Genomic DNA, 22,439 nt, shown 5'->3' with positions numbered 1-22,439 from the left:
GTCGTGGTGAAATCAATGTTTAAGCAAAAAGAGTTTAGCCAAAGTGAATATGAATTTTTATCTTTAGATAAATTGTTCCAGACGACAACAGTCGCTCCACTGATTTCCTAATTCTGTTTAAAAGCTTGCCAGAACATGAAAAAGATGGCAACACACTTATTCAGAACGGAAAAAGTGTGCTGCCATTCTTCAAGTTGATGTGCCTCCCTGTTGATTGGAGCGGAGGGCATTCGACTCCTGTGGGATAGAGAGGTCACTGAAGACCCCGCAGGCACATTCAGCGCCGAGGGAGCTTCAAGGACCTCCCCGCGGGCCGGAGCGTAAATCAACAGGCCCTGTAGTAGTGACACCCCATCAATAAAAATTGCCGAGAAAATATACCCTTTCTCGATAATCTGAGAAGCCGTTCAGGCTTCTTTTACCATTTTCCGCTCTTTAAATATTCATCAAGAATTGTTTGATGCAAACCGGGTTTTGCCGCAAATACGGAATCCTTTGAAAGGAAATCAAGCTTCTCTCCTCTTAAGTTTGTGACGATTCCGCCCAATTCTTCAATAATGACTGCCCCTCCCGCAAAATCCCATGGAGATAATCTTAGTGATAGGTAGGCATCGACCCGTCCGGTGGCCACAAAAATTAATTCAAGGGCTGCGCTTCCATATGATCTCGTTCCCCTTGCATCCCTTGCCAACGGTATCAATAAATGATGGTCAATCCGATGATTCTTCATCACCCAAGTTGCATTTAAGGCGATTATCGATTCTTTCACTGTGGTTTCTCCCAGCAAGGGGATGGGTTCATCATTTAAGTAAGCCCCTATGCCTCTGCTCGCATGGTATAGTTCATCATGCACGACATCATAAACTAATCCGATTTTCCCAACCCCATCCTCATATATCCCGAGTGAAATCGCAAAATTCCTTTGCTGGTGAATAAAATTCATAGTTCCATCAATTGGGTCAATCAGCCATACGACTCCTTCCAGGCTGTCCAATTGGTCTCCAAAACCTTCTTCTCCCATTATTTTGTGGCCGGGATACGTTTGCTTTATTTTGCTGATAAAAAACTGTTCTGTCTCTTTATCCATGTTGGTTACCAAATCATTTGGGTTTGATTTTGTTTGAATGTCCAATGTTTGATCAAAGGATGAGCGAATTCTCTCCCCTGCTTCCTTTACCCATTGCTGTGCATGGGAATAAATGAGATCCCAATCCATAATTCTCCTCCAATCATTTATTTCCATTTCATAGTTAAGATGTTATGTAGTATGGGCTAAATGTACAATTTAATGTAATTATAGCTTAAACCACTAAAAGCCTCTCATCAACTTTTAGAGTCAGCCATTTTGAAATTGCGCAGATTATTCATCCCAATAATAAACGAACTCCCCCTGCATTTTTGGAGTTCGTTCAAGATAATATTTTTATGTTTCGTTCCATTGCATCCTCAAATCCCCTTAAACATTAATGCTTATTTTTAAAATTAAAATGCCTTTAATCGTACTAATTCAAGACGGATCCGTTCCAACTTTTGTTTGCAATCCTTTATTTTCTTCTCATTATTTTCTTCGATTGCTTCAAATAAGACAGCCAATTCATAATCCATTTCCAGCCTAAGGACCGCTGTCCGCTGCTTATCGATGCCCTTTTTAAGAGATGTGTTCATTAATTGCTTCACACTTTCTCCTCCCCTTCGTTTTCTCTGGTTTATTGTTTATTGTATAATATGTGCCGAATTGGAATGTTGGAACAAATATGTGCTCTCACCCATTGAGGCAACAAATTACAAGTCATTTCGCCAATATGCTACAATAAAAGAAACTTCGGCCTTTGGGATGAAACTTCCACTGGATTTAGAACAAATAATATTTACATGTTTGGAGGTTATATGATGGATTTTAGCGGATTTACAAAAGAGGATTTTGATGTCTTTTTAATAGATGGTTTAGAGCCTAGAATGGAAGCACTTAAAACTAGCATCCGCCCCAAGCTTGAAGCATTAGGCCATTACTTTGCCCCAGCTTTATCTGCCCTCACGGGTGAGGAAATGTTTGCCCATGTAGCAAAACATGCACGCAGGACCATTAACCCTCCAAAGGATACGTGGGTTGCCTTTGCCAATAATCCGCGAGGTTATAAAATGCTCCCGCATTTTCAAATCGGTTTATGGGAAACACATTTATTTATTTGGTTTGCTGTCATTTACGAAGCACCGCAAAAAAATGAAATCGGCGGGCGTTTTTCCAAAAAGGCAAGAAAGATTTTCAAAGAAATTCCAAGAGACTATGTTTGGTCGCTAGATCACATGAAACCAGAAACATTGCCGAATAAGGACCTCAAAGTGAATGATCTGCTGACAATGTTCGACAGACTGCAAACTGTTAAAAAGGCTGAACTATTATGCGGCTATACTATTGATCGAGAAGAAGTGATCCAATTAGGATCTGAAGCATTATTGGCCAAAATAGACGAAGTCTTTAAAACAGTAACGCCGTTGTATCTAATAGCCCAAAACATGAAATAGTCTCTACCATAGACTTGTTTGCCAATATAAAAAAAGATTCAGACTTGGAAAATGGTAATAATCCAAGCCTGAATCTTTTTTTGTAAAACGGGACAAGCCCTATTCCCTCATGATGATTCGTTCCCCAGAAGACGCATCTTTAGCTTTTTGGATGGTTCGATAGGAAGAATAATGGCTGATTTCTTCAAATTCATTACAAATCGTTTTCTCCTGAGCCTTGCTGGGAACAATTTCTTTAAAACGGCGATAAGCGTTCATGATTTCATCTCGATCGATTCCTTTTTCATATGCCTTTTCGACCGCTTCAAAAAATTTAATGACATCAATAATTTCATCAGTTGACCAGCTATAATCAATCGGATACTGATATTCCATTTTTTCACCTGCTTCAAATTTTCAAGATTTGCTCTATTGCCCCCACTTGGTCCGAATTACTTCTGCTTCCTGAACGATCCTTTGAATCAATTCGCCAGCAGAAGGGACATCTTTAATAAGCCCCATGACTTGTCCAGCCCAAGCAAAGCCATCTTCGACTGCTCCGTCATATATGTAACGCTTATTAGCTGCACCGCTGATAAAGTTCTTCAGTTCTTCATAACCGCCGTTATTTTTTTCAATCTCAAGAATTTTGTCAGTCCATCTGCTGGCGATGGCTCGGGCTGGCGCTCCAATAGAACGTTTAATGACGACTGTGTCCGTTTCTTGCCCTTCTATGAGTGCTTGCTTATAAATTTCATGCGCATGGATGCACTCTTTAACAGCAATAAACCTTGTCCCCATTTCAATTCCTTCAGCTCCCAAACTGAGTGCCGCCATGAGCCCTCTGCCATCGCCAATTCCACCTGATGCTATGACAGGAATGGAAACGGAATCTGCCACTTGCGGAATTAACACAATGGTTCCAATGTCGTCTTTGCCCAAATGGCCTCCTCCCTCCTGTCCAACTACCATAACGGCATCTGCACCCAGTTTCTCTGCTTTTATCGCTTGTCTTCTAGCTGCAACAAGGACAAGTTTTTTTATGGAAGTTCCCGCCAGCCTTTCCAAAATAGGAGCCGGATTTCCTCCTGTCATGGAAATAACAGGTACTCCCTCATCAATGGCAACTTCTAAGAATTCTGAGAACGGGCGGTTTTGCTGGCCAATTGCAAAGTTTACGCCAAATGGTTTATCGGTTAATTTCCTTATTTTTTGAATTTCCTGCCTCAACAATTCCGGACTTGACAGTGACATAGCGGTAATTTGGCCAAGACCTCCGGCATTCGAAACTGCAGCAGCCAGTTCAGAATACGCTAAATAAGCCAGTCCTCCTTGAATAATTGGATATCGAATATTCAGCAGTTCAGTCACACGCGTCTGCCAATTCACCTAAACCCCTCCTAATATATCATTAACTTGTTATTCGATTCAAAAGGTTAAATTCCCTTTTCATTTGGGAAACTAATTTAAACCCGGTTAAATCGTGCAAAAACCGCAGAAAATTTCTATGCAAGGCGAATGAATAATGCTATAATTCATTTGTTTTATGTTTATAAAAGCAAAGGTATATGAAGTATTTTTGAAAATAAGAGGTGTGGTTATAATTGTCTCAAGAACAAACACCGTTATTTAGCGGTTTACTCGAACACGCGAAGAAAAATCCTGTCCAATTTCACATTCCCGGCCATAAAAAGGGAGTGGGAATCGATCCAGATTTTCGTCGTTTTATTGGTGATAATGCATTGTCAATTGATTTAATAAATATTGGGCCGCTGGATGATCTTCACCATCCGAAGGGAATGATCAAAGAAGCACAGGAATTGGCAGCTGAAGCATTTGGGGCTGATTATACCTTTTTTTCTGTGCAAGGCACCAGCGGGGCTATCATGACCATGGTGATGGCCGTTTGCGGACCCGGCGAGAAAATCATTGTTCCCCGAAATGTCCATAAATCGGTTATGTCAGCCATTGTTTTTTCAGGAGCTATTCCAGTTTTCATCCATCCTGAAATTGATAAAAATTTAGGGATCTCACACGGAATTACGACAGATTCAGTGGAGCATGCCTTGCAGCAGCATCCAGATGCCAAAGGAATACTGGTTATCAATCCAACCTATTTCGGCATTTCCGCAGACTTAAAGAAAATCGTGGAAATTGCCCATTCCTACAATGTGCCGGTGCTTGTAGATGAAGCTCATGGAGTCCATATTCATTTTCATGAGGATCTCCCGATGTCAGCCATGCAGGCAGGGGCTGATATCGCTGCTACAAGCGTCCATAAACTTGGCGGTTCATTAACCCAAAGTTCCATTTTGAATGTGAAAGAAGGCCTAGTGTCCGTTAAGCACGTGCAATCTATTCTAAGCATGCTGACAACCACTTCTACTTCCTATTTACTGCTTGCATCCCTTGATACAGCTAGAAAACAATTAGCTACCAAGGGGACAGAATTAATTGATCGAACGATTCAATTGGCGCAATCGATTAGAAACAGGGTAAATCAAATCGACCATTTATATTGTGTCGGTGAAGAAATTCTCGGTTCAAAAGCGGCTTATGATTATGATCCAACTAAGCTGATTATTTCTGTTAAGGACTTAGGATTAACTGGGTTTGAGGTAGAAAAATGGCTGCGCGAAAGGTTTAATATCGAGGTTGAATTGTCCGATTTATATAATATCCTTTGCATCATCACGTTCGGCGATACTGAGAACGAAGCCGATATATTGATTAAGGCCCTAACAGAATTGTCAAAGGAATTTGAGCATCGGGCTGAAAAAACTGAGCCTGTTCAAGTTTTGCTTCCTGAGATACCAGTATTAGCCTTAACTCCAAGAGATGCCTTTTACTCAGAAACAGAAACCATTCCCTTCGAAGAATCGGAAGGAAGAATTATTGCTGAATTTGTAATGGTTTATCCCCCAGGAATACCTATTGTTATACCTGGTGAAATTATCACGAAGGAAAACCTCCATTATATTAAGAAAAACCTTGAAGCAGGGCTTCCAGTACAGGGACCTGAGGATGATGAATTAAAAACCATCCATGTTATAAAAGAATACAAGGCCATTACGTAAAGGCACAAAAAAATGACAGGATTCCAGTTAGGAATCCTGTTTTATTTTGAAAAGAATAGCAACCAGATATTTATAGCTCTTCATGTTTATGATCGTCGCTGCAGCAATGACATTTTGAATAAAGTACAGTTACCTTCTCGTCTTCAAAATGATCAATTGTGGTGTCGCATGTTTGACATACAATCGTACCCATCCTATCCAGCCCCTTTTCATATGAATGAATATCCCAAAAATGAAAGCGATTAAACATCCTTAATCCAATAATAATATAGCACAATTAATTTTTCAAGCCTAAATTGTATGTCATAATTAAAAAATTAAAAATAAAAAAGGTCGTAATTGACCTTTTCTCCTGATTTATTCATATTGTGTAACAAACGGAACTTCAGGCAGTGCCGATATTAAGAATTCTGCCAAATCCGCAGCTTGCTGTTTGTCTGGAATACGGAAAGCGTTTTGAAGGTAATCAAGATCTTCCATGTCTTTAGGGTCGAGGAGGGTGGAACGGCCGGTTTGCATGCAGATAACCAGGGGTTTTCCAAAAAATAAATTTGTATAAACAATTCCAAAGTCATACCGAGTCTGTTCTGTTGTAAAGCCAATAAATCTTACTTTGACTCGTTCATGTTCATCATAAAGTTTGTCGAATAAATCCATTCGGCTCCTCCTTTTTTAATATTTAGAATATTATTATAAATTATTTTTTGTAAAAATACAACAATTAATGTCAAACTATTTATAAAAGTTGTCAGCACTTTTTGTTCAATGCTAGAATAAAAGAGCATAATAACGGATATAAGGGGGAATGGGGAATGGCTTTAAATGCATTAGTAAAGCTTGTACCTGCATCGGTAAAACAAACAATTACGATTGAAGACGTCAAAGAATTATTTCAATATTATAAAACCATCACTGCGAAAGCCGGTGACCAATTGGATTGGGATTATGAAAATGCCGCATTTCCCTATGAGCTGAAAGAAACACCTGAGGGAAAGGGCAAATGGTTTTATCTAGAATCCAATCATGAACGTTATAACTATATTTTAGTAGGAGTGGACCAGGAAACTTCAATAAATCGAGATGGAGAAGAAGAAACCTATTATTATATCCAAGTAACGTTACCTGAACAATCTACATACGGGGACAAAGGAAAGGCAAATGAATTTTGCAAGTTTTTGGCTAAAAAAATGCAAGGTGAACTCCAGCTATTTAATGGACGAATCATGTACTTTTATCCAAGGAAATAATTAAAAAATATTGGCAAAGAAAAGAGTCTGGCTGAATGTAAGCCTTCCCATTCAGCCAGACTCTTCTATTTTTGCCTTTAATGAATAAAAGCTGCCATCGTATAATGCAGTGAAGTATAAATGACAAGGCTTAAAGTAGTGATAAACAATGTTTTCCGGACCGATTGAGTAACTTTATTTCCAATTAGAAAAGCCAAGTAAAAAAATACAAAAAACATAATGACTTTATATATCAATTGGTCATGTCTTGACAGCCATTCAATAAGTGTATAACCGCTCCAAATGATAAATTGAAGCATGATCACAATATAGACCCGCATACAAACCACCACTTTAATCTTTGATAAAACGCGCATTATCAATATTTTCCTTTATTATATGTATTTTCCTGCCCAGATATATTTTGGATTTACAAAAAAACAATTGTCATTATCCCATCCACGAAAAAAAATAAAGTCTCTTCCGATTGGAAGAGACTTTATTTTTACCTATTATAAGATATGGATTGGTGTTCCAAGCGCCACTTCTGCCGCTTCCATTGTAATTTCGCCCAATGTTGGGTGAGCATGAATGGTTAATGCAATATCTTCTGCTGTCATACCAGCTTCAATTGCCAAACCAAGCTCGGAAATCATGTCAGATGCGCTTGCACCGGCAATTTGAGCACCAATTACCACACCATCTTCTTTGCGGGTGATTAATTTCATGAATCCTTCACTGCTGTCTAGTGATAACGCACGGCCATTTGCAGCAAATGGGAACTTAGCAGCCTTAACTTCGATACCCTCTTCTTTAGCTTGAGCCTCTGTGTAACCAACAGACGCTAACTCAGGATCAGAGAATACTACAGCAGGAATGCCTAAGTAATCAATTTCTGACGGTTGACCAGCGATTGCTTCTGCCGCAATTTTCGCTTCATAGGATGCTTTGTGCGCTAATTGTGGACCAGCAACAACATCACCAATAGCGTAAATATTGCTTACATTTGTACGGCATTGTTTGTCAATTTCAATCAATCCACGTTCACTTAATTTCACACCGGCTTGCTCTAAGCCCATTTCATCGGTGTTCGGACGACGGCCAACCATTACAAACACATAATCAGCTTCGATTTTCTTCTCTTCGCCTTTTGTTTCGAAGGTTACAACCACGCCATTTTCAGTCTCTTCTACACCCTTAGCAAGAGCTTTAGTATAGAATTCTGCACCTTTTTTCTTCATGGTCTTTTTAACAAGTGAAGCCATTTGTTTATCAAATATGCCCATGCCTAAAATCTCATCGGCACCTTCTAAAATAGTTACTTGGCTGCCAAAGTTTGCATATGCGCCGCCAAGCTCAATTCCGATTACACCGCCGCCGATGACAACGATTTTTTCAGGAATTTCATTTAAATTAAGAGCCCCTGTTGAATTTAGAACCCGCTTAGAATATTTAAATGCAGGCAATTCAATTGGGCGAGATCCAGTTGCAATAATTGCATTTTTAAATGTATAGGTTTGAGCAGAATTTTCATCCATCACACGTAATGTATTGGAATCAACAAAATATGCTTCCCCACGAACAATGTTCACTTTATTTCCTTTTAAGAGACCTTCAACACCGCCAGTCAATTTTTTAACGATTCCAGCTTTGAACTCTTGAACCTTTGAAAAATCAACTTTTACATTGTCAGCAGTAATACCGAATGACTCTGAGTGAATTGCCGTTTCATAGCGGTGACCTGCAGCGATTAACGCTTTAGAAGGGATACATCCGACATTTAAACAAACGCCGCCGACATATTCCTTTTCAACAATTGTTACTTTTTGTCCCAGCTGAGCGGCACGGATCGCAGCAACATATCCTCCAGGGCCAGCCCCGATGACTATAGTATCTGTTTCAATTGGGAAATCTCCAACTACCATTTTCTTACGCCTCCATTAACAATAGTTCTGGATCGTTCAATAGACGTTTAATATGATTCATTGCATTTTGAGCCGTAGCACCATCAATCATGCGGTGGTCAAAGCTTAACGATAATGCTAATACAGGTGCAGCAACAATTTCACCGTCTCGAACAATTGGTTTTTCTGCGATGCGGCCAACGCCAAGGATCGCAACTTCTGGATGGTTAATAACTGGTGTGAACCATTGTCCGCCAGCAGAACCAATGTTAGAAATTGTGCAAGAAGCACCCTTCATTTCATTTGGAGCAAGTTTGCCGTCGCGGGCTTTGCCAGCTAATTCATTAATTTCATTTGAAATAGTAAAGACAGATTTACGGTCAGCATCTTTGACAACTGGAACTAATAGACCTTTTTCAGTGTCTGCTGCAATACCGATGTTATAGTAATGCTTATGGATAATTTCATTTGTTGCATCGTCAAGAGATGTATTCAATACAGGGAACTCTCTTAATGCGCTTGTTAATGCTTTTACGATATATGGCAAGAATGTAAGCTTGATGCCTTTTGCAGCAGCAACCTCTTTAAACTTCTTACGGTGTGCTACAAGCTTCGTTACATCGATTTCATCCATTAGTGTAACGTGTGGAGCAGTGTGCTTAGAGTTAACCATAGCCTTCGCAATAGCTTTACGGATACCGCTCATTTTTTCACGAGTTTCTGGATATTCCCCTTGAGGAATTGGCGCAGCTTTTGGCGCTTCAGCTTCTGGTGCCTCTTGTGCAGCTTGGGCAGGTGCAGCTGCCTGTACGCCGCCGTTAAGGAATGTATCAATATCATTTTTCAGAACGCGTCCATTCTCTCCGGTGCCTGCTACTAAGTGGATATCAACACCTTTTTCACGAGCATATTTCCGAACAGATGGCATAGCAATCACGCGGCGTCCTGGGTCAGCCTCAGCTTGAGGTGCCGCAGTGGCTGCTTCGGCTGCAGGAGCTGCTTCCTCTTGTTTTGGTGCTTCTTCGGCACCCTCGTCGCCTTTAAATTGTAAGTTTTCATATCCTGGTGCATCAAAAGTGACCAGAACTTGTCCAACCGTAGCAACTGTTCCTTCTTCAACAAGAACTTCAAGAACGGCCCCCTCTACTGGAGATGGGATTTCTACGACAGCTTTATCATTCTGGATTTCGCATAGGACATCATCTTCCTGGACTTTATCGCCTGGCTTTATAAACCACTTGACGATTTCACCTTCATGGATACCTTCACCGATGTCAGGCATTTTAAATTGAAATGACACTGAGATTCATCCTCCTATTGTATATCTGTTTGCAGACAGAAATTTGGATAAGGGAAATAGAACCTAGCTCCTATTTCCCCGCTAAATTAAAAGGTTAATACTTTTTTAGCTGTTTCAATTACATCTTTATAATTTGGAAGCCAAACAGCCTCAGCTTGCGGGAATGGGAATACTGTATCCGGCGCAGCTACACGCAATACTGGCGCCTCCAAGCTAAGAATCGCACGATCATTAATTTCTGCGACAACACTGGCAGCAATTCCAGCCTGTTTTTGAGCCTCTTGAACGACAATTGCCCTGCCTGTTTTCTCAACAGACGCAATAATGGTCTCGATATCAATTGGGCTGACCGTACGCAGGTCAATGACTTCTGCAGAGTACCCTTCTTTTTCAAGCTCTTCAGCCGCCTTTAGTGACTCATGCACCATTGCACCGTAAGTAATAATGGTGATATCTGTTCCTTCACGTTTTACTTCTGCTTTTCCAAGCGGAATTGTGTATTCTCCTTCAGGAACTTCTTGACGGAATGAACGATATAATTTCATATGCTCAAGGAAAATAACGGGATCATTATCACGAATAGCTGAAATCAGCAGTCCTTTTGCATCGTATGGAGTAGATGGAATGACCACTTTTATTCCAGGAGTCTGAGCCATTAATCCTTCTAAGCTGTCTGCGTGCATATCTGGAGTATGTACGCCACCTCCAAATGGTGAGCGGATTGTAACAGGTGCATGAAATTTTCCGCCGGAACGGAACCGCTGGCGGGCCATTTGACCGGCAATTTGATCAAACACTTCAAATACGAAACCGAAGAATTGGATTTCTGGAACTGGACGGAAGCCTTGTAAAGCTAGACCTGAGGCCAAACCGCCGATTCCTGATTCAGCAAGCGGCGTGTCAAAGACACGATCTTCGCCAAATTCTTGCTGCAAACCTTCAGTTGCACGGAATACTCCGCCATTCACACCTACGTCCTCACCGAAAACCAAGACATTCGGATCATTACGCAATTCTGTCCGTAATGCATCGGTAATTGCTTGAATCATTGTCATTTGAGCCATAACTTACTTCGACTCCTTTGCTTGATATATTTCAAATTGTTCTTTTAAGTTTTGTGGCATTTCTTCATACATAATCGACATTAAATCAGTCACCTTTTGTTTAGGTGCCGCATCAGCTTGTTTAATCGCTTCTTTAATGTCTTCTTTTGCTTTTTCAATTACTTCTGTTTCCTTTTCTTCGCTCCAAAGACCTTTCTTTTCAAGGAATTTACGGAAACGAACTAACGGATCTTTCTTTTCCCATTCATTATCAAGATCTGCTGTACGATAGCGGGTCGGATCGTCACCAGCCATGGTATGCGGACCATATCGGTAGGTTAAGGTTTCAATCAATGTTGGGCCTTCTCCATTTACTGCACGTTCACGAGCTTCACGAGTTGCTACATAAACAGCTAACGGATCCATACCATCAACTACAACACCTGGAATGCCGGCAGCAACTGCTTTTTGAGCCAATGTTTTAGCAGCCGTTTGTTTTTCACGAGGAGTTGATATTGCAAATTGGTTATTTTGAACGATAAAGATAGCCGGAGACTTATAGGCACCCGCAAAGTTGATTCCTTCGTAGAAATCCCCTTGAGATGTACCGCCATCGCCAGTATACGTAATGGCAACAGCTTTTTTGCCGCGTCGTTTTAATCCAAAAGCCACACCGGCAGTTTGAACATATTGAGCGCCAATGATGATTTGTGGATGCTGCACATTCACTCCATCAGGAATCTGCATCCCTTGGAAATGCCCTCTTGACCATAGGAAAGCTTGGTACAATGGTAATCCATGCCATACGATTTGTGGAACATCACGATATCCTGGAAGAATAAAATCTTCTTTTTCAAGAGCAAATTGTGATGCTAATTGTGAAGCTTCCTGACCGGCAGTTGGCGCATAGAAGCCTAGACGTCCTTGACGATTCAAAGAGATTGAACGCTGATCAAGAATACGGGTATAAACCATGCGGCTCATTAATTCTTGAAGCTGCTCATCTGTCAATTCAGGCATTGCTGCTTCATTTACGACTTCGCCTTCTTCATTTAAAATTTGAAGGGTTTGAAATTGTTTTTCTACTTCTTCGAGACCTGTTTTCGCATCCAGCGCGGCATTTTTTGTTTTAGAAGCCATTTGGTCACATCTTCCTTTCCTTGAATGCTATATAAAAATAAATTTTACTAAAAGATAGGTTACCCAAAAAATAAATTAAAGCTCAAATACATATTTGTCTTTTTAAATTTCTTATTGGACAACCCAAGATTTTATAGGTTACCTTAGCACCAATCGCCTATGTTAGTGTTTCACCGAATATGTAAGATAAACTAAAAAATCGTTATACTGCCATTATTTTATCTGTACTATTAATTCCAATAAAATAATTAGTACAATTAGTGAATCTGTAATTGAGTTTACCTCAACTATTTTCATTCGTCAAATACTATGCACAACAATTTTGTAATATAAATTCATTTTTTTGTAATCGCTTAATAAAAACCTGTATCAGTGAATCAGTTCCATCTGTTTTATAATAATGGGAAACTTTTCTAAACTACAGCCTAAAAAAACCGACACGATTCGAGTCGGTTTCAACCAAATATTAATGGTTCTTTTGGAGGCCTGCTTGTTTATAAAATGACAATTTTTCTTTATTAAAATCCTTTGTCAGCTTATTAAACTTTTCGTTTGCCGTATATACCTCATTGTAAGATTTGTTTGCTTTCTCCACTTGATTTTCTAACTCATCCACAGGTACGTCTTTATTTTTAAACATTTTATAAAGGTGTATATCGTTTTTTATTGACTCCATATAGGCCTTGTAAAGGGATTCATGCGCCCGGTATCGCTCTGTCATGGTTCCATATAAATGATCCGCAGATTTCTTTAATCCTGGATCATCAATTCTCCCCTTTATTGAGCTCCCTTTTTTAAATGTTTTTTCAGATTCTTTAATGCTTTTTGTTTCTTTTTCGAAGAGCTCCTTTCGCTTTTCTGCGGAGGAAACGGCCTCGTCTGAAAGTTTTGAAATCTGGCTGTATTCTTTCATTCCCAATGAAATGATTTGTTGATATAGCTCTTTTTCCTTCCCCTCCAATTCTGTAAGCGGCTCCTGCTGTTCTTCAAACGTTTTTTCTTTGGATGCTGCTTCTTCTAAGACATCATACATCTCTTTAGTTGGAGTCTGCTGATGTGAGCATCCCGCATTTACAAAAATAATGATGAAAATAAATAAAATGAATAGATTTTTTCCTCCGGACATTTCGGTCCCCCTCATATAAGATGATCTTTGTTAACATTTTTTTGTTTATTTGATAGACTAATGATGCAAATTATATATATTGTTTATAGAGGTGAGTTACATGATAACGATGGACAACATTATTCGCGATGGTCACCCTGCGTTAAGAAAAGTGGCAGAAGATGTCAGCATGCCGCCGTCAGAAGAAGATAAAAAAATACTTAAAAGCCTTTTAGAATACGTTATCAATAGTCAAGATACAGAAGTTTGCTCACGTTATGGATTACGCCCGGGAATTGGGCTGGCCGCACCACAAATTAATGTATCAAAACGAATGATAGCTGTCCATTTAACGGACGAAAAAGGTGTGCTTTATAGCTATGCCCTTTTCAACCCAAAGATTATCAGCCATTCAGTCGAAAAAGCTTATTTAGAATCTGGGGAAGGCTGTTTGTCTGTAGATGAAGCTATTCCTGGGTATGTGCCAAGATACGCAAGAATAACGGTTAAAGGAGTCAATCTGGAAGGTGAGGAAGTGAAACTGCGTTTAAAGGGGTATCCGGCTATTTGCTTCCAGCATGAGATTGACCATTTAAACGGGATCATGTTTTATGACCATATCGACAAAAGCAACCCTTTTAAAAAAATCGAAGGGGCTATTGCTATAAACCGATAAGCAATCAGCTGGCTCTAAATGGATGGGCCGGCTTTTTTTTTATTTTCCAAAACCTTTGGTTTCCATAATTATCCACGAAAGGTTCGGCTTTTTTACCATATAATATTAGTAAAAAACAGATTAAAAAATATTTTTTTAGAATCTGCCTTTGGTTGCTTTACATTGGACAAGGATTGATTAAAATAATAAGTAAGGAGATGATCCACTATGTTAAAGAAGCTTAGGAAAAAGCTCTTAAAACAGTGGAAAGATTTACTTAGAAAAAAATCAATTGCTTAATTTTGAGCCCTTCTACTTGCGAAGGGCTCCTTCATTATTGTAAATTGAAAAAATAGCTCACTTTTTACATACTTTTCATAACCAAACCAATGGTTTCCAAAGAAAATAAATGAAAAAGATGAAAATGTTTTATATAATAGAAAAAGTTATGATTAATTAAGGAGCGAAGTTACCATGATTTTTAAAGTATTTTATCAAGAGAACGTTACGGAAGTTCCTGTCCGGGAAAAAACAAAAACTCTCTTTGTCAATGGCGAATCAGTGAGAGACGTCCTTTCTAAAATTGGCAAACTGGGTGTGAACGTTGAATATGTTCAAGAGGTTAAAGGAGCACATTTGGAATATGAACAACAAAGTAAAGATTATAAAGTATTGGAGATATGATAATTTATGAAATTTGTTAAGAACGATCAGACTGCTGTTTTTGCCCTGGGAGGCCTTGGGGAAATCGGCAAAAACACCTATGGGGTTCAATTTCAGGATGAAATTATCCTAATTGATGCTGGGATTAAATTTCCTGAGGATGAGCTTTTGGGTATCGATTATGTGATACCTGATTACACCTACCTTATAAAAAACGAAGAAAAAATTAAAGGTTTATTTGTCACTCATGGTCACGAAGACCATATTGGCGGAATTCCCTATTTACTCCGTGAAGTCAATATTCCGATTTACGGCGGTAAACTGGCACTGGGGCTGATTAAGAATAAATTGGAGGAACATGGATTACTCCGGAGTGCCAAGCTAATTGAAATAAAAGAAGAGGATGTTATTAAATTTCGCAAGACCTCTGTTTCCTTTTTCCGTACCACCCACAGCATTCCTGATTCCTATGGCATAGTGGTTAAAACGCCGCCAGGTCAAGTTGTTCATACCGGAGACTTTAAATTCGATTTTACTCCAGTTGGCGAACCAGCTAATTTAACCAAAATGGCTGAAATCGGCAAAGAAGGCGTGCTTTGCCTGCTGTCTGACAGTACCAATAGTGAAATTCCTGATTTCACTATGTCGGAGCGGCGAGTGGGTGAAAGTATCCAGGACATTTTCCGCAAAGTGGACGGACGGCTTATTTTTGCCACTTTCGCATCGAATATCCACCGCCTCCAGCAAGTAACAGAGGCAGCAGTGGCTAATGGACGTAAGATTGCTGTTTTTGGCCGCAGTATGGAGGCAGCTATTAATATTGGTTTAGACTTAGGGTATATTAGGGCTCCTAAAGACACATTTGTCGATGCAGCACAAATAAATCGTTTGCCGGTAGATAAAGTAACCATCCTATGTACAGGAAGCCAAGGTGAACCAATGGCAGCATTATCAAGAATCGCCAACGGAACACATCGGCAGATTCAAATCATTCCTGGGGATACCGTCGTCTTTTCTTCCTCACCTGTTCCAGGCAATACTATTAGTGTCAGCAGAACGATTAACATGCTGTTCAGGGCAGGCGCTGAGGTTATTCATGGAAAGTTGAGCAACATCCATACCTCTGGGCACGGCGGTCAGGAAGAACAAAAATTAATGCTTCGGTTAATGAAGCCAAAGTTTTTTATGCCGATACATGGCGAATATCGTATGCAAATCATGCATAAGAAACTAGCTGTTGATTGTGGTGTCATGGAAGAAAATGTCTTTATCATGGATAATGGCGAGGTATTGGCACTCTCTGAAAACACAGCCCAAGTAGCAGGGAAAATTCCATCCGGTTCTGTTTATATTGATGGCAGCGGTGTTGGCGATATTGGCAATATCGTCCTTAGGGACCGCAGAATTCTTTCTGAAGAAGGTTTAGTAGTGGTCGTAGTCAGCATCAACATGAAGGAATTTAAAATCGCCTCCGGTCCTGACATTATATCAAGAGGATTCGTTTATATGCGCGAATCTGGCGATTTGATTAATGATGCCCAAGCTCTCATTACAAAACATTTAAATAAAATTATGGAGAGAAAAACCAGCCAATGGTCAGAGATTAAAAATGAAATCACTGACACATTGGCCCCATTCCTTTATGAAAAAACGAAACGCCGTCCAATGATTTTGCCAATCATCATGGAAGTCTAAAAATAAGCGGAAGCTGCCCAAGGGCGCTTCCGCCTTTCTTTTATTGTCCAGCTCCAGCGCCATAGCGCCTAGTGTCTTCTTTCCTCTTATTCCATCACTTTTTTCTCAAAACGGTCGATGTCTGCGTCATTTCCAATGACAATCAGCACATCATTTATCTGGATCATTTCCGATGCAAGAGGTGACACAATAATATCATCTCCCCTTTTTATCGCCACAATATTAAGTCCATACTTCTTGCGGATATCCATATCCATGATGGTATGTCCGCCAAGCTTGCGATTAGCTACAATTTCAACGATACTATGTTCATCTGACAGTTCCAAATAATCTACTACATTGCTGGATGTCATGTTGTGAGCGATCCTTTTTCCCATATCACGTTCTGGGTGAACAACATAATCAGCACCAATTTTCATCAGCACCTTTTCATGATAATCATTTTGCGCTTTCGCCGTAATATAGCCCACTCCCAATTCTTTTAGTATCAAAGTAGTTAATATACTAGATTGGATGTCATCGCCGATTGCCACAATTACATGGTCAAAATTGCGGATTCCTAAACTTTTTAGGACAGCTTCATCAGTGGAATCGCCAACCGCTGCGTGAGAAGCAATCATGGCAAATTCATTCACACGTTCTTCATTACTGTCAATCGCCAGAACTTCCATTCCTTCATCTGCTAAAGTCCTGCAAATGCTCCCTCCAAACCTCCCTAGACCAATTACAGCAAAACTTTTCTTCACCAATAACTCCCCCAAGCAATCTGTCATTTCCTCCAGGATTCATTGTAACACTATTCAAATATTTTATATAGTTTCCTCATCAGGCATAAAAAAACTGCCCGGCATTTTCACGGGCAGTCTCAAACTCTAATTTAAACTTGCATTCCTTTTTTGGCAATAAACTTGGTCATAATTCTAATAGCAATGTCAATAGCCTCTTCTTTTGGATTAAGCTTGGCATGGTGCAATCCAAATGGGGAATCAACACCCAGCCAATACAAAAATCCTGGTATTTCTTTAAGCATGTAACCAAAATCTTCTCCTGTCATCGCAGCTTTACATACATTTAACTGGATATCCGTCTCATCCCCCACAAATTCCATAAACTCTCTTGTGAGTTCCTCATTATTATAAACCTGATAATACATTGATCCATAATCAATCGCTGCTTCACATTCGAAGCCAAGCTCAATACCTTTTACAAGTGCTTCAATTCGATGCTTTACTTTTTTCATTGCTTCCGGGGATAAAGTGCGGATCGTCCCTTCCAGCCGGGCAGTTTCCGCAATTATATTTTGGACAGTCCCGCCCGTAATTTTGCCGATTGTTATAACAGCACTGTCTAACGGATCAATATTTCTAGAAATGACGGTTTGCAGCTGGCTGACAAGTGCACATGCGGCAACCACCATATCATTCGTTTGATGCGGATAGGCAGCATGTCCGCCCTTTCCTTTTAAATCAATAAACAATTCTGACGTATTAGCAAATAATAAACCCTCTTTTATCGCAACCGTTCCAACAGGATATTCCGGCGCAATATGCAGAGCGAAAATCATATCCGGCATCCATTCCCGCATTTCGGGTGATTGGAGCATTGGTTCGGCACCGCCCGGTCCTTCCTCAGCAGGCTGAAAAATGAATAAAAGATCATCACAAATACGATTCTGAATAAAATGTGTCAATACTCCAAGGGCTATCGTCATATGAAAATCATGCCCGCATGCATGCATTCGCAAATTGTGAGTTGAAGAAAAAGCTAATCCTGTTTCCTCTTCGATCGGCAGGCCGTCAATGTCCGTTCTGTACCCAATTGTTTTTGCGGGATTTGTCCCATGGATCTTAACCAACAGTCCAGTCTTCCAAATTTTAATCGAGATATAGTCTTGCGGTAAAGATTGCAGATAATCTAATAAATAGGCCTGTGTTTTAAATTCCTGAAATCCGAGTTCTGGAATTTGATGCAAGTCACGGCGGATTTTAATAAAATCATCCATTGATCAAAACTCCCCTTTTGTAAAAGAAGCGTGGAATCATCCACGCTTTCCTTGTTACTAATATCCAATTTTTATAGCTGTCTTAGCTCTTGCATAATTTCAGTTTTAGATTTTGTTTTTTCATCAATATCTTTGATTTTCTTAGCCGGGGTACCTGCCACTACTGTATATGGAGGGACATCCTTCGTTACAACTGCTCCGGCGGCAACAACGGAACCTTCTCCAACTGTAACCCCTTCGAGCACAACTGCATTAGCGCCAATTAAAACATTGTCTTCAATCACAACCGGCTTTGCGGATGGCGGTTCGATGACACCAGCCAGCACGGTTCCGGCTCCAATATGGCAGTTTTTCCCGACGGTAGCTCTTCCGCCAAGAACGACACCCATATCAATCATCGTTTTCTCGCCAATGACAGCACCAATATTAATGACTGCCCCCATCATAATGACAGCATTATCACCGATTTCCACCTGGTCCCGAATAATTACGCCCGGCTCAATCCTTGCATTGATATTCTTGCTATCTAATAATGGGATTGCTGAGTTACGGCGGTCATTTTCCACCACAAAATCAGCAATTTTCGCTTTGTTTGCTTCAAGTACTTCACTAATCTCAGCCCACTCGCCAAAAACAATCCCGGTATTTCCATTGATAAATGTTTTAGCACTTCCAAAATCCAGCCCCTCTAGTTCACCTTTTAGATAAACCTTTACTGGAGTAGATTTCTTGCTATTTTGAATAAAAGAGATGATTTCATTTGCATCCATCATTTTCATGTATGTACCCCCTATACTTGTACTAAAAATACTTTAGCAAACAAAAGCGGTGAAAACAAGAATAAAACTCCATAATGAGCTAAGATTTAGATATATATTCTTTGATTAGCTCTACGAACGCTTGAACCTGCTTCAATTGAAACGCTGATTCATATCCAAGCAGCCAAGTATCCCTTTTTAGTGGTTCGTTGTTCTGATTCACAAGGGGAATTTTATATATTTCAGGACCTGCCTTTTTCAAGGTTACCTGAGGCAAAATTGCGTAGCCAATACCATTAAACGCCATTTGTTTGCAAGTTTCAATTTGATCCACCACGACCGTTCTCTTTGGTGAGGTTTTAAAATTTCTCATCCACCAATCTTGGATTTCCTGATAATAGTTAGAGTCGCTTTTAAACTGGATAAACGGGCGATCTGTTTTTAGAACCTGTTCAGGGCTTGTAATTTCTCTGTCGACTAAAAATAGCGGATCGCTGAAAAGGTGGATTTTTACCCCTTTCCAGTCCGGTGTACCGCGGATGATTCCAATATGGACTTGATCATCATATAAACTATTTAGGATTTCACTGCTCCAGCCGGTAACGAGAGAAATTTTGACTTGTGGATACTTGTCAATAAATTGTTTTAACACCTGAGGAAGCCAGTTTTGCCCAACAATAGACGCCACTGCAATTTTAAGTGTTCCAGAAATTCCATCCTGCATAGAAAAAATAGATTCCCTTACCTTTTCCTGTTTAGCTAAAACTTCATTAACAAAATGGATCACAAGCTCCCCAGCAGGAGTCAATGACAGGCCTTTTTGTGAACGAATAAATAATTTCGTCCCCCAATCTTTTTCTATTGTCTGCAGGCGCTGCGATAGTGCCGGCTGCGATACAAACAACCGCTCCGATGCCTTGCGCATATTCATTTCTTGAGCCAATACTGACAATAGCTGAAATTCAGACAATGAGGACATGGAAACACTCCTTAAAAAGAGCACTGCAGAAATCAAACAGTGCTCTGATTATTTTTCGGTAAAAATAAGATGAGCAAAAAACTAATAACTGAAAAAGCAAAGACCACGTAAAAGACAGTATGTAAAGATAGCGTTAAGCCCTCCTGCAAAATAGCTCGGACAGAATCCTGAAGCTCTTTTCGCTGATCAGCTTTCAAGAGCATATTGGCATCATCTGCTGACAGGCCTTTATCCTTTTCTAAAAGGTATTGGTTTAATCGGCTATTTAGGATTCCCCCTAAAAGAGCTGCACCTATTGTATTGCCCAGATTCCTCATAAACATATTAGCAGCGGTTGCGATTCCCCTCTGCTGCCAGCCGACCGAACTTTGAATCGAAACGATAAAAGAAGTCGAAGTTAACCCCATCCCAATTCCTACTAAGAAGGAACCGAAAGCAGCCCAAAATGGACCGGAAGAAGCGGACATGCCAACAAAACCAAGGGTGCCAAGAATTAAGAAAATCCCGCCAATTCCTGAGGTTTTCCGAAAGCCAATGGCTGCCATCATTTTTCCCGATAGAGCGGAAGCTATCGGCCAGCCGATGGACATGGTTGTCAGGGTAAATCCGGCAACGATCGGGTTCTTTCCCATTACCCCCTGGACAAATGCCGGCAAAAAACTAGATATACCAATTAATAAAATCCCGGTCATTAACGAGGTCATATTCGCGACTAGGATTGATCTATCCTTCCATATGGAAAATGGCATGACAGGTTCACTGGCGCGTTTTTCTTGAAAATACAATCCGATAAATCCCATAACAGCTAACGATATTAAAAACATAATTGGCAGAGAACCCCAAGGAAACCGGCTGCCACCTTCTACCAAAACAAACATGAGAGAAGAAATGCCGATCATTAATAGACATGCACCAAAATAATCAATTTCATGTTTCTTTTTACTTACATTTTCATGCAAGCAACCCCACAAGCCAACTAACGATAATAGACCAACCGGCACATTTATCCAGAATACATATTTCCAGCTGACATATTGAACAAGCAATCCCCCTGCCGCAGGGCCTAATATGGCAGAAATCCCCCAAACGCTGGAAAGATAGCCTTGAATTTTTGCCCGTTCTTCAGTCGTATAAATATCTCCCACTATGGTAGTTGCTATTGGTGCCACAGCACCAGCACCAAAGCCTTGTATAAGTCTATAGAAGATTAACCAGTTCATGGTCTCGGCAAAGCCACATAGGATGGAACCAAATAAAAATAAGATGATTCCAAAAGTTAAAATAGGCTTTCTTCCAAATAAATCAGATAATTTCCCATAAATTAATACGGTTACAGAATTCATTAACAAGTAAGCAGAAAAAACCCAGCTGTATCGTGTAAATCCGCCTAAATCCGCAACGATTGCTGGCATGGCAGTTGAAACGATAGTTGCTTCAATTGCCCCCATAAACATGGCCAGCATGACTGAAACCAAGACAAAGGGACGATTGGTTTGTTTGTTTCGCCATTTTTGTTTAAATGAATTCTGCTCCGCTTTCTCCATATAAACCTAACCTCCGCCCATATGAAAAAATACAGCCTCCAATTCGGAGGCTAATGAAAAATTACGGATCAACTGGTATATTTAAATAATTTATTGATATGATTTAAAACGGTACTCCTTGGCAAAATTCCGGCAAAAAGATCATCTTCCGTTTCTACACAAAGAAATGGATGATTAATTAATAACTCCAAGCAGCTGTCGAATGACTCGGAAATTTTCACCCGTGGAATGGCTGTTTTCATAACCTCCTCCACACGTTTCATTTCAAGCTGCTCGAATTCAATTCTTTCTAAACCTAGAATAGAGTCCATAATAATAGGTGTACTGATAAGGCCGTGCAGTTTGTAATGCGGATCCAAAACGGGAATAGCCGTATAACCGCTTTTTGTTAAAACAAGAAGTGCATGCTCCAAGTTGTTTCCAATTTGCACATGTGCAACTCTTTCCGATGAGATCATTAAATCCTTAACTTTTCGCTCTAGAAATTCCCCGCTGGGAAGATTAATCATCACAGAAAACTCCTCATGTTTGTTTTTCTACACCCCTATTCTATCACAGTTTTTTGGAATCCGTTATCAAAAATAACGACAATTAAAGCAAAAAAGGAACCCTAAGTTCCTCAGATTGTAGAGAAAGGGTATTTTTCTCGGCAATTTTTTATTATCACAGAATCTAAATACCAAATTTATTGATTGTCCATGCAAATAGGCCTGTTGATTTCCGTTCCGGGCACTCGCTTTCCGCGGGGAGCTCCTGAAGCCTCCTCGGCGCGCTTTGGCGCCTGCGGGGTCTCCAGTGACCTCTACTTCCCGCAGGAGTCGAGTGCCCTCCACTCCAATCAACAGG

Annotated in this window: 24 protein-coding genes; 6 read left to right on the top strand and 18 right to left on the bottom strand. The window is 40.1% G+C overall.

The annotated features are described in order from the left end of the window. Positions 1-418: 418 nt before the first annotated feature. Both NFS43_RS01510 and NFS43_RS01505 read right to left on the bottom strand, forming a co-directional pair. On the bottom strand, positions 419-1,216 hold the full coding sequence (locus tag NFS43_RS01510) for an inositol monophosphatase family protein (RefSeq protein WP_251549001.1): 798 nt from the start codon (positions 1,214-1,216) through the stop codon (positions 419-421). A 266-nt stretch (positions 1,217-1,482) separates the two neighbouring features. Continuing rightward, on the bottom strand, positions 1,483-1,677 hold the full coding sequence (locus NFS43_RS01505) for a hypothetical protein (protein WP_251549000.1): 195 nt from the start codon (positions 1,675-1,677) through the stop codon (positions 1,483-1,485). Between the two features lie 213 nt (positions 1,678-1,890). On the opposite strand from NFS43_RS01505, the gene NFS43_RS01500 reads away from it, so the two are divergent. Beyond that, entirely contained in the window at positions 1,891-2,523 is a 633-nt protein-coding gene (locus NFS43_RS01500) for a YktB family protein (protein WP_251549238.1), read from the top strand. Positions 2,524-2,622: 99 nt separating this feature from the next. Here NFS43_RS01500 and NFS43_RS01495 read toward each other — a convergent pair whose 3' ends face one another. Continuing rightward, the gene (locus NFS43_RS01495) at positions 2,623-2,898 is read right to left on the bottom strand and encodes a UPF0223 family protein (RefSeq protein ID WP_251548999.1); all 276 of its coding nucleotides are present in this window, start codon (positions 2,896-2,898) and stop codon (positions 2,623-2,625) included. 33 nt (positions 2,899-2,931) lie between these two features. Beyond that, a complete protein-coding gene (locus tag NFS43_RS01490) occupies positions 2,932-3,891 on the bottom strand; it encodes an NAD(P)H-dependent flavin oxidoreductase (RefSeq protein ID WP_251548998.1) in 960 nt (319 codons plus the stop codon). A 215-nt stretch (positions 3,892-4,106) separates the two neighbouring features. Between NFS43_RS01490 and NFS43_RS01485 the strand changes: the two genes are divergently transcribed. Beyond that, positions 4,107-5,579, top strand: a complete 1,473-nt coding sequence (locus NFS43_RS01485) for an aminotransferase class I/II-fold pyridoxal phosphate-dependent enzyme (RefSeq protein ID WP_251548997.1) — start codon at positions 4,107-4,109, stop codon at positions 5,577-5,579. A 70-nt stretch (positions 5,580-5,649) separates the two neighbouring features. Here NFS43_RS01485 and NFS43_RS01480 read toward each other — a convergent pair whose 3' ends face one another. After that, positions 5,650-5,772, bottom strand: a complete 123-nt coding sequence (locus NFS43_RS01480) for a GapA-binding peptide SR1P (RefSeq protein ID WP_251548996.1) — start codon at positions 5,770-5,772, stop codon at positions 5,650-5,652. Positions 5,773-5,936: 164 nt separating this feature from the next. Then, complete coding sequence (locus tag NFS43_RS01475) at positions 5,937-6,236, bottom strand: DUF3055 domain-containing protein (protein WP_251548995.1); 300 nt, start codon at positions 6,234-6,236, stop codon at positions 5,937-5,939. Positions 6,237-6,391: 155 nt separating this feature from the next. Between NFS43_RS01475 and NFS43_RS01470 the strand changes: the two genes are divergently transcribed. Further along, the gene (locus NFS43_RS01470) at positions 6,392-6,826 is read left to right on the top strand and encodes a DUF1885 family protein (RefSeq protein WP_251548994.1); all 435 of its coding nucleotides are present in this window, start codon (positions 6,392-6,394) and stop codon (positions 6,824-6,826) included. Between the two features lie 77 nt (positions 6,827-6,903). On the opposite strand, the gene NFS43_RS01465 is transcribed toward NFS43_RS01470, so the two are convergent. The 6 genes from NFS43_RS01465 to NFS43_RS01440 form a co-directional block, all read right to left on the bottom strand. Further along, the gene (locus NFS43_RS01465) at positions 6,904-7,182 is read right to left on the bottom strand and encodes a hypothetical protein (RefSeq protein ID WP_338150586.1); all 279 of its coding nucleotides are present in this window, start codon (positions 7,180-7,182) and stop codon (positions 6,904-6,906) included. Positions 7,183-7,317: 135 nt separating this feature from the next. Next, positions 7,318-8,730: a dihydrolipoyl dehydrogenase gene (lpdA, locus tag NFS43_RS01460; protein WP_251548993.1), complete on the bottom strand. Its 1,413-nt coding sequence runs from the start codon at positions 8,728-8,730 to the stop codon at positions 7,318-7,320. A gap of 4 nt (positions 8,731-8,734) precedes the next feature. Then, complete coding sequence (locus NFS43_RS01455) at positions 8,735-10,009, bottom strand: dihydrolipoamide acetyltransferase family protein (RefSeq protein ID WP_251548992.1); 1,275 nt, start codon at positions 10,007-10,009, stop codon at positions 8,735-8,737. 86 nt (positions 10,010-10,095) lie between these two features. Continuing rightward, a complete protein-coding gene (locus tag NFS43_RS01450; protein WP_251548991.1) occupies positions 10,096-11,073 on the bottom strand; it encodes an alpha-ketoacid dehydrogenase subunit beta in 978 nt (325 codons plus the stop codon). A gap of 3 nt (positions 11,074-11,076) precedes the next feature. Beyond that, positions 11,077-12,192, bottom strand: a complete 1,116-nt coding sequence (gene pdhA / locus NFS43_RS01445; protein ID WP_251548990.1) for a pyruvate dehydrogenase (acetyl-transferring) E1 component subunit alpha — start codon at positions 12,190-12,192, stop codon at positions 11,077-11,079. Positions 12,193-12,658: 466 nt separating this feature from the next. Continuing rightward, on the bottom strand, positions 12,659-13,318 hold the full coding sequence (locus tag NFS43_RS01440; RefSeq protein ID WP_251548989.1) for a YkyA family protein: 660 nt from the start codon (positions 13,316-13,318) through the stop codon (positions 12,659-12,661). Between the two features lie 100 nt (positions 13,319-13,418). Here NFS43_RS01440 and def point away from each other — a divergent pair, with 100 nt between their 5' ends. The 3 genes from def to rnjA all read left to right on the top strand — a co-directional run bounded on the left by def (position 13,419) and on the right by rnjA (position 16,310). Continuing rightward, positions 13,419-13,973, top strand: coding sequence for a peptide deformylase (gene def / locus NFS43_RS01435; protein WP_251548988.1), 555 nt, complete (start codon positions 13,419-13,421; stop codon positions 13,971-13,973). A 453-nt stretch (positions 13,974-14,426) separates the two neighbouring features. Then, entirely contained in the window at positions 14,427-14,636 is a 210-nt protein-coding gene (locus NFS43_RS01430; RefSeq protein WP_251548987.1) for a DNA-dependent RNA polymerase subunit epsilon, read from the top strand. Between the two features lie 6 nt (positions 14,637-14,642). Then, entirely contained in the window at positions 14,643-16,310 is a 1,668-nt protein-coding gene (gene rnjA / locus NFS43_RS01425) for a ribonuclease J1 (RefSeq protein WP_251548986.1), read from the top strand. 86 nt (positions 16,311-16,396) lie between these two features. Here rnjA and NFS43_RS01420 read toward each other — a convergent pair whose 3' ends face one another. From NFS43_RS01420 to cbpB, 6 genes are all read right to left on the bottom strand, one after another. Further along, a complete protein-coding gene (locus tag NFS43_RS01420; RefSeq protein WP_251548985.1) occupies positions 16,397-17,056 on the bottom strand; it encodes a potassium channel family protein in 660 nt (219 codons plus the stop codon). 131 nt (positions 17,057-17,187) lie between these two features. Beyond that, the gene (locus NFS43_RS01415) at positions 17,188-18,312 is read right to left on the bottom strand and encodes an N-acetyldiaminopimelate deacetylase (RefSeq protein ID WP_251548984.1); all 1,125 of its coding nucleotides are present in this window, start codon (positions 18,310-18,312) and stop codon (positions 17,188-17,190) included. A gap of 71 nt (positions 18,313-18,383) precedes the next feature. Continuing rightward, positions 18,384-19,091: a 2,3,4,5-tetrahydropyridine-2,6-dicarboxylate N-acetyltransferase gene (gene dapD, locus NFS43_RS01410; protein ID WP_251548983.1), complete on the bottom strand. Its 708-nt coding sequence runs from the start codon at positions 19,089-19,091 to the stop codon at positions 18,384-18,386. A 79-nt stretch (positions 19,092-19,170) separates the two neighbouring features. Beyond that, entirely contained in the window at positions 19,171-20,049 is an 879-nt protein-coding gene (locus tag NFS43_RS01405) for a LysR family transcriptional regulator (RefSeq protein WP_251548982.1), read from the bottom strand. A gap of 32 nt (positions 20,050-20,081) precedes the next feature. Then, positions 20,082-21,593 (bottom strand): MDR family MFS transporter, encoded by a 1,512-nt coding sequence (locus tag NFS43_RS01400; RefSeq protein ID WP_251548981.1) that lies wholly within the window; start codon positions 21,591-21,593, stop codon positions 20,082-20,084. 68 nt (positions 21,594-21,661) lie between these two features. Further along, the gene (cbpB, locus tag NFS43_RS01395; protein WP_251548980.1) at positions 21,662-22,102 is read right to left on the bottom strand and encodes a cyclic-di-AMP-binding protein CbpB; all 441 of its coding nucleotides are present in this window, start codon (positions 22,100-22,102) and stop codon (positions 21,662-21,664) included. Positions 22,103-22,439 lie beyond the last annotated feature (337 nt).

Source organism: Neobacillus muris (genome assembly GCF_943193175.1).
GTDB lineage: Bacteria > Bacillota > Bacilli > Bacillales > Cytobacillaceae > Neobacillus > Neobacillus muris.
Note: the sequence above shows the minus strand (reverse complement) of the source record. Positions and strands in the feature narration are given on the sequence as shown.

Bases quoted from the DNA above. Each gene is read 5' to 3' on its own strand.
- NFS43_RS01510 (WP_251549001.1), bottom strand. From the start codon at position 1,216: ATGGATTGGGATCTCATTTATTCCCATGCACAGCAATGGGTAAAGGAA.
- NFS43_RS01500 (WP_251549238.1), top strand. From the start codon at position 1,891: ATGGATTTTAGCGGATTTACAAAAGAGGATTTTGATGTCTTTTTAATA.
- NFS43_RS01495 (WP_251548999.1), bottom strand. From the start codon at position 2,898: ATGGAATATCAGTATCCGATTGATTATAGCTGGTCAACTGATGAAATT.
- NFS43_RS01480 (WP_251548996.1), bottom strand. From the start codon at position 5,772: ATGGGTACGATTGTATGTCAAACATGCGACACCACAATTGATCATTTT.
- NFS43_RS01475 (WP_251548995.1), bottom strand. From the start codon at position 6,236: ATGGATTTATTCGACAAACTTTATGATGAACATGAACGAGTCAAAGTA.
- NFS43_RS01470 (WP_251548994.1), top strand. From the start codon at position 6,392: ATGGCTTTAAATGCATTAGTAAAGCTTGTACCTGCATCGGTAAAACAA.
- NFS43_RS01465 (WP_338150586.1), bottom strand. From the start codon at position 7,182: ATGCGCGTTTTATCAAAGATTAAAGTGGTGGTTTGTATGCGGGTCTAT.
- lpdA (WP_251548993.1), bottom strand. From the start codon at position 8,730: ATGGTAGTTGGAGATTTCCCAATTGAAACAGATACTATAGTCATCGGG.
- NFS43_RS01450 (WP_251548991.1), bottom strand. From the start codon at position 11,073: ATGGCTCAAATGACAATGATTCAAGCAATTACCGATGCATTACGGACA.
- pdhA (WP_251548990.1), bottom strand. From the start codon at position 12,192: ATGGCTTCTAAAACAAAAAATGCCGCGCTGGATGCGAAAACAGGTCTC.
- NFS43_RS01440 (WP_251548989.1), bottom strand. From the start codon at position 13,318: ATGTCCGGAGGAAAAAATCTATTCATTTTATTTATTTTCATCATTATT.
- def (WP_251548988.1), top strand. From the start codon at position 13,419: ATGATAACGATGGACAACATTATTCGCGATGGTCACCCTGCGTTAAGA.
- NFS43_RS01430 (WP_251548987.1), top strand. From the start codon at position 14,427: ATGATTTTTAAAGTATTTTATCAAGAGAACGTTACGGAAGTTCCTGTC.
- rnjA (WP_251548986.1), top strand. From the start codon at position 14,643: ATGAAATTTGTTAAGAACGATCAGACTGCTGTTTTTGCCCTGGGAGGC.
- NFS43_RS01415 (WP_251548984.1), bottom strand. From the start codon at position 18,312: ATGGATGATTTTATTAAAATCCGCCGTGACTTGCATCAAATTCCAGAA.
- dapD (WP_251548983.1), bottom strand. From the start codon at position 19,091: ATGAAAATGATGGATGCAAATGAAATCATCTCTTTTATTCAAAATAGC.
- NFS43_RS01405 (WP_251548982.1), bottom strand. From the start codon at position 20,049: ATGTCCTCATTGTCTGAATTTCAGCTATTGTCAGTATTGGCTCAAGAA.
- NFS43_RS01400 (WP_251548981.1), bottom strand. From the start codon at position 21,593: ATGGAGAAAGCGGAGCAGAATTCATTTAAACAAAAATGGCGAAACAAA.
- cbpB (WP_251548980.1), bottom strand. From the start codon at position 22,102: ATGATTAATCTTCCCAGCGGGGAATTTCTAGAGCGAAAAGTTAAGGAT.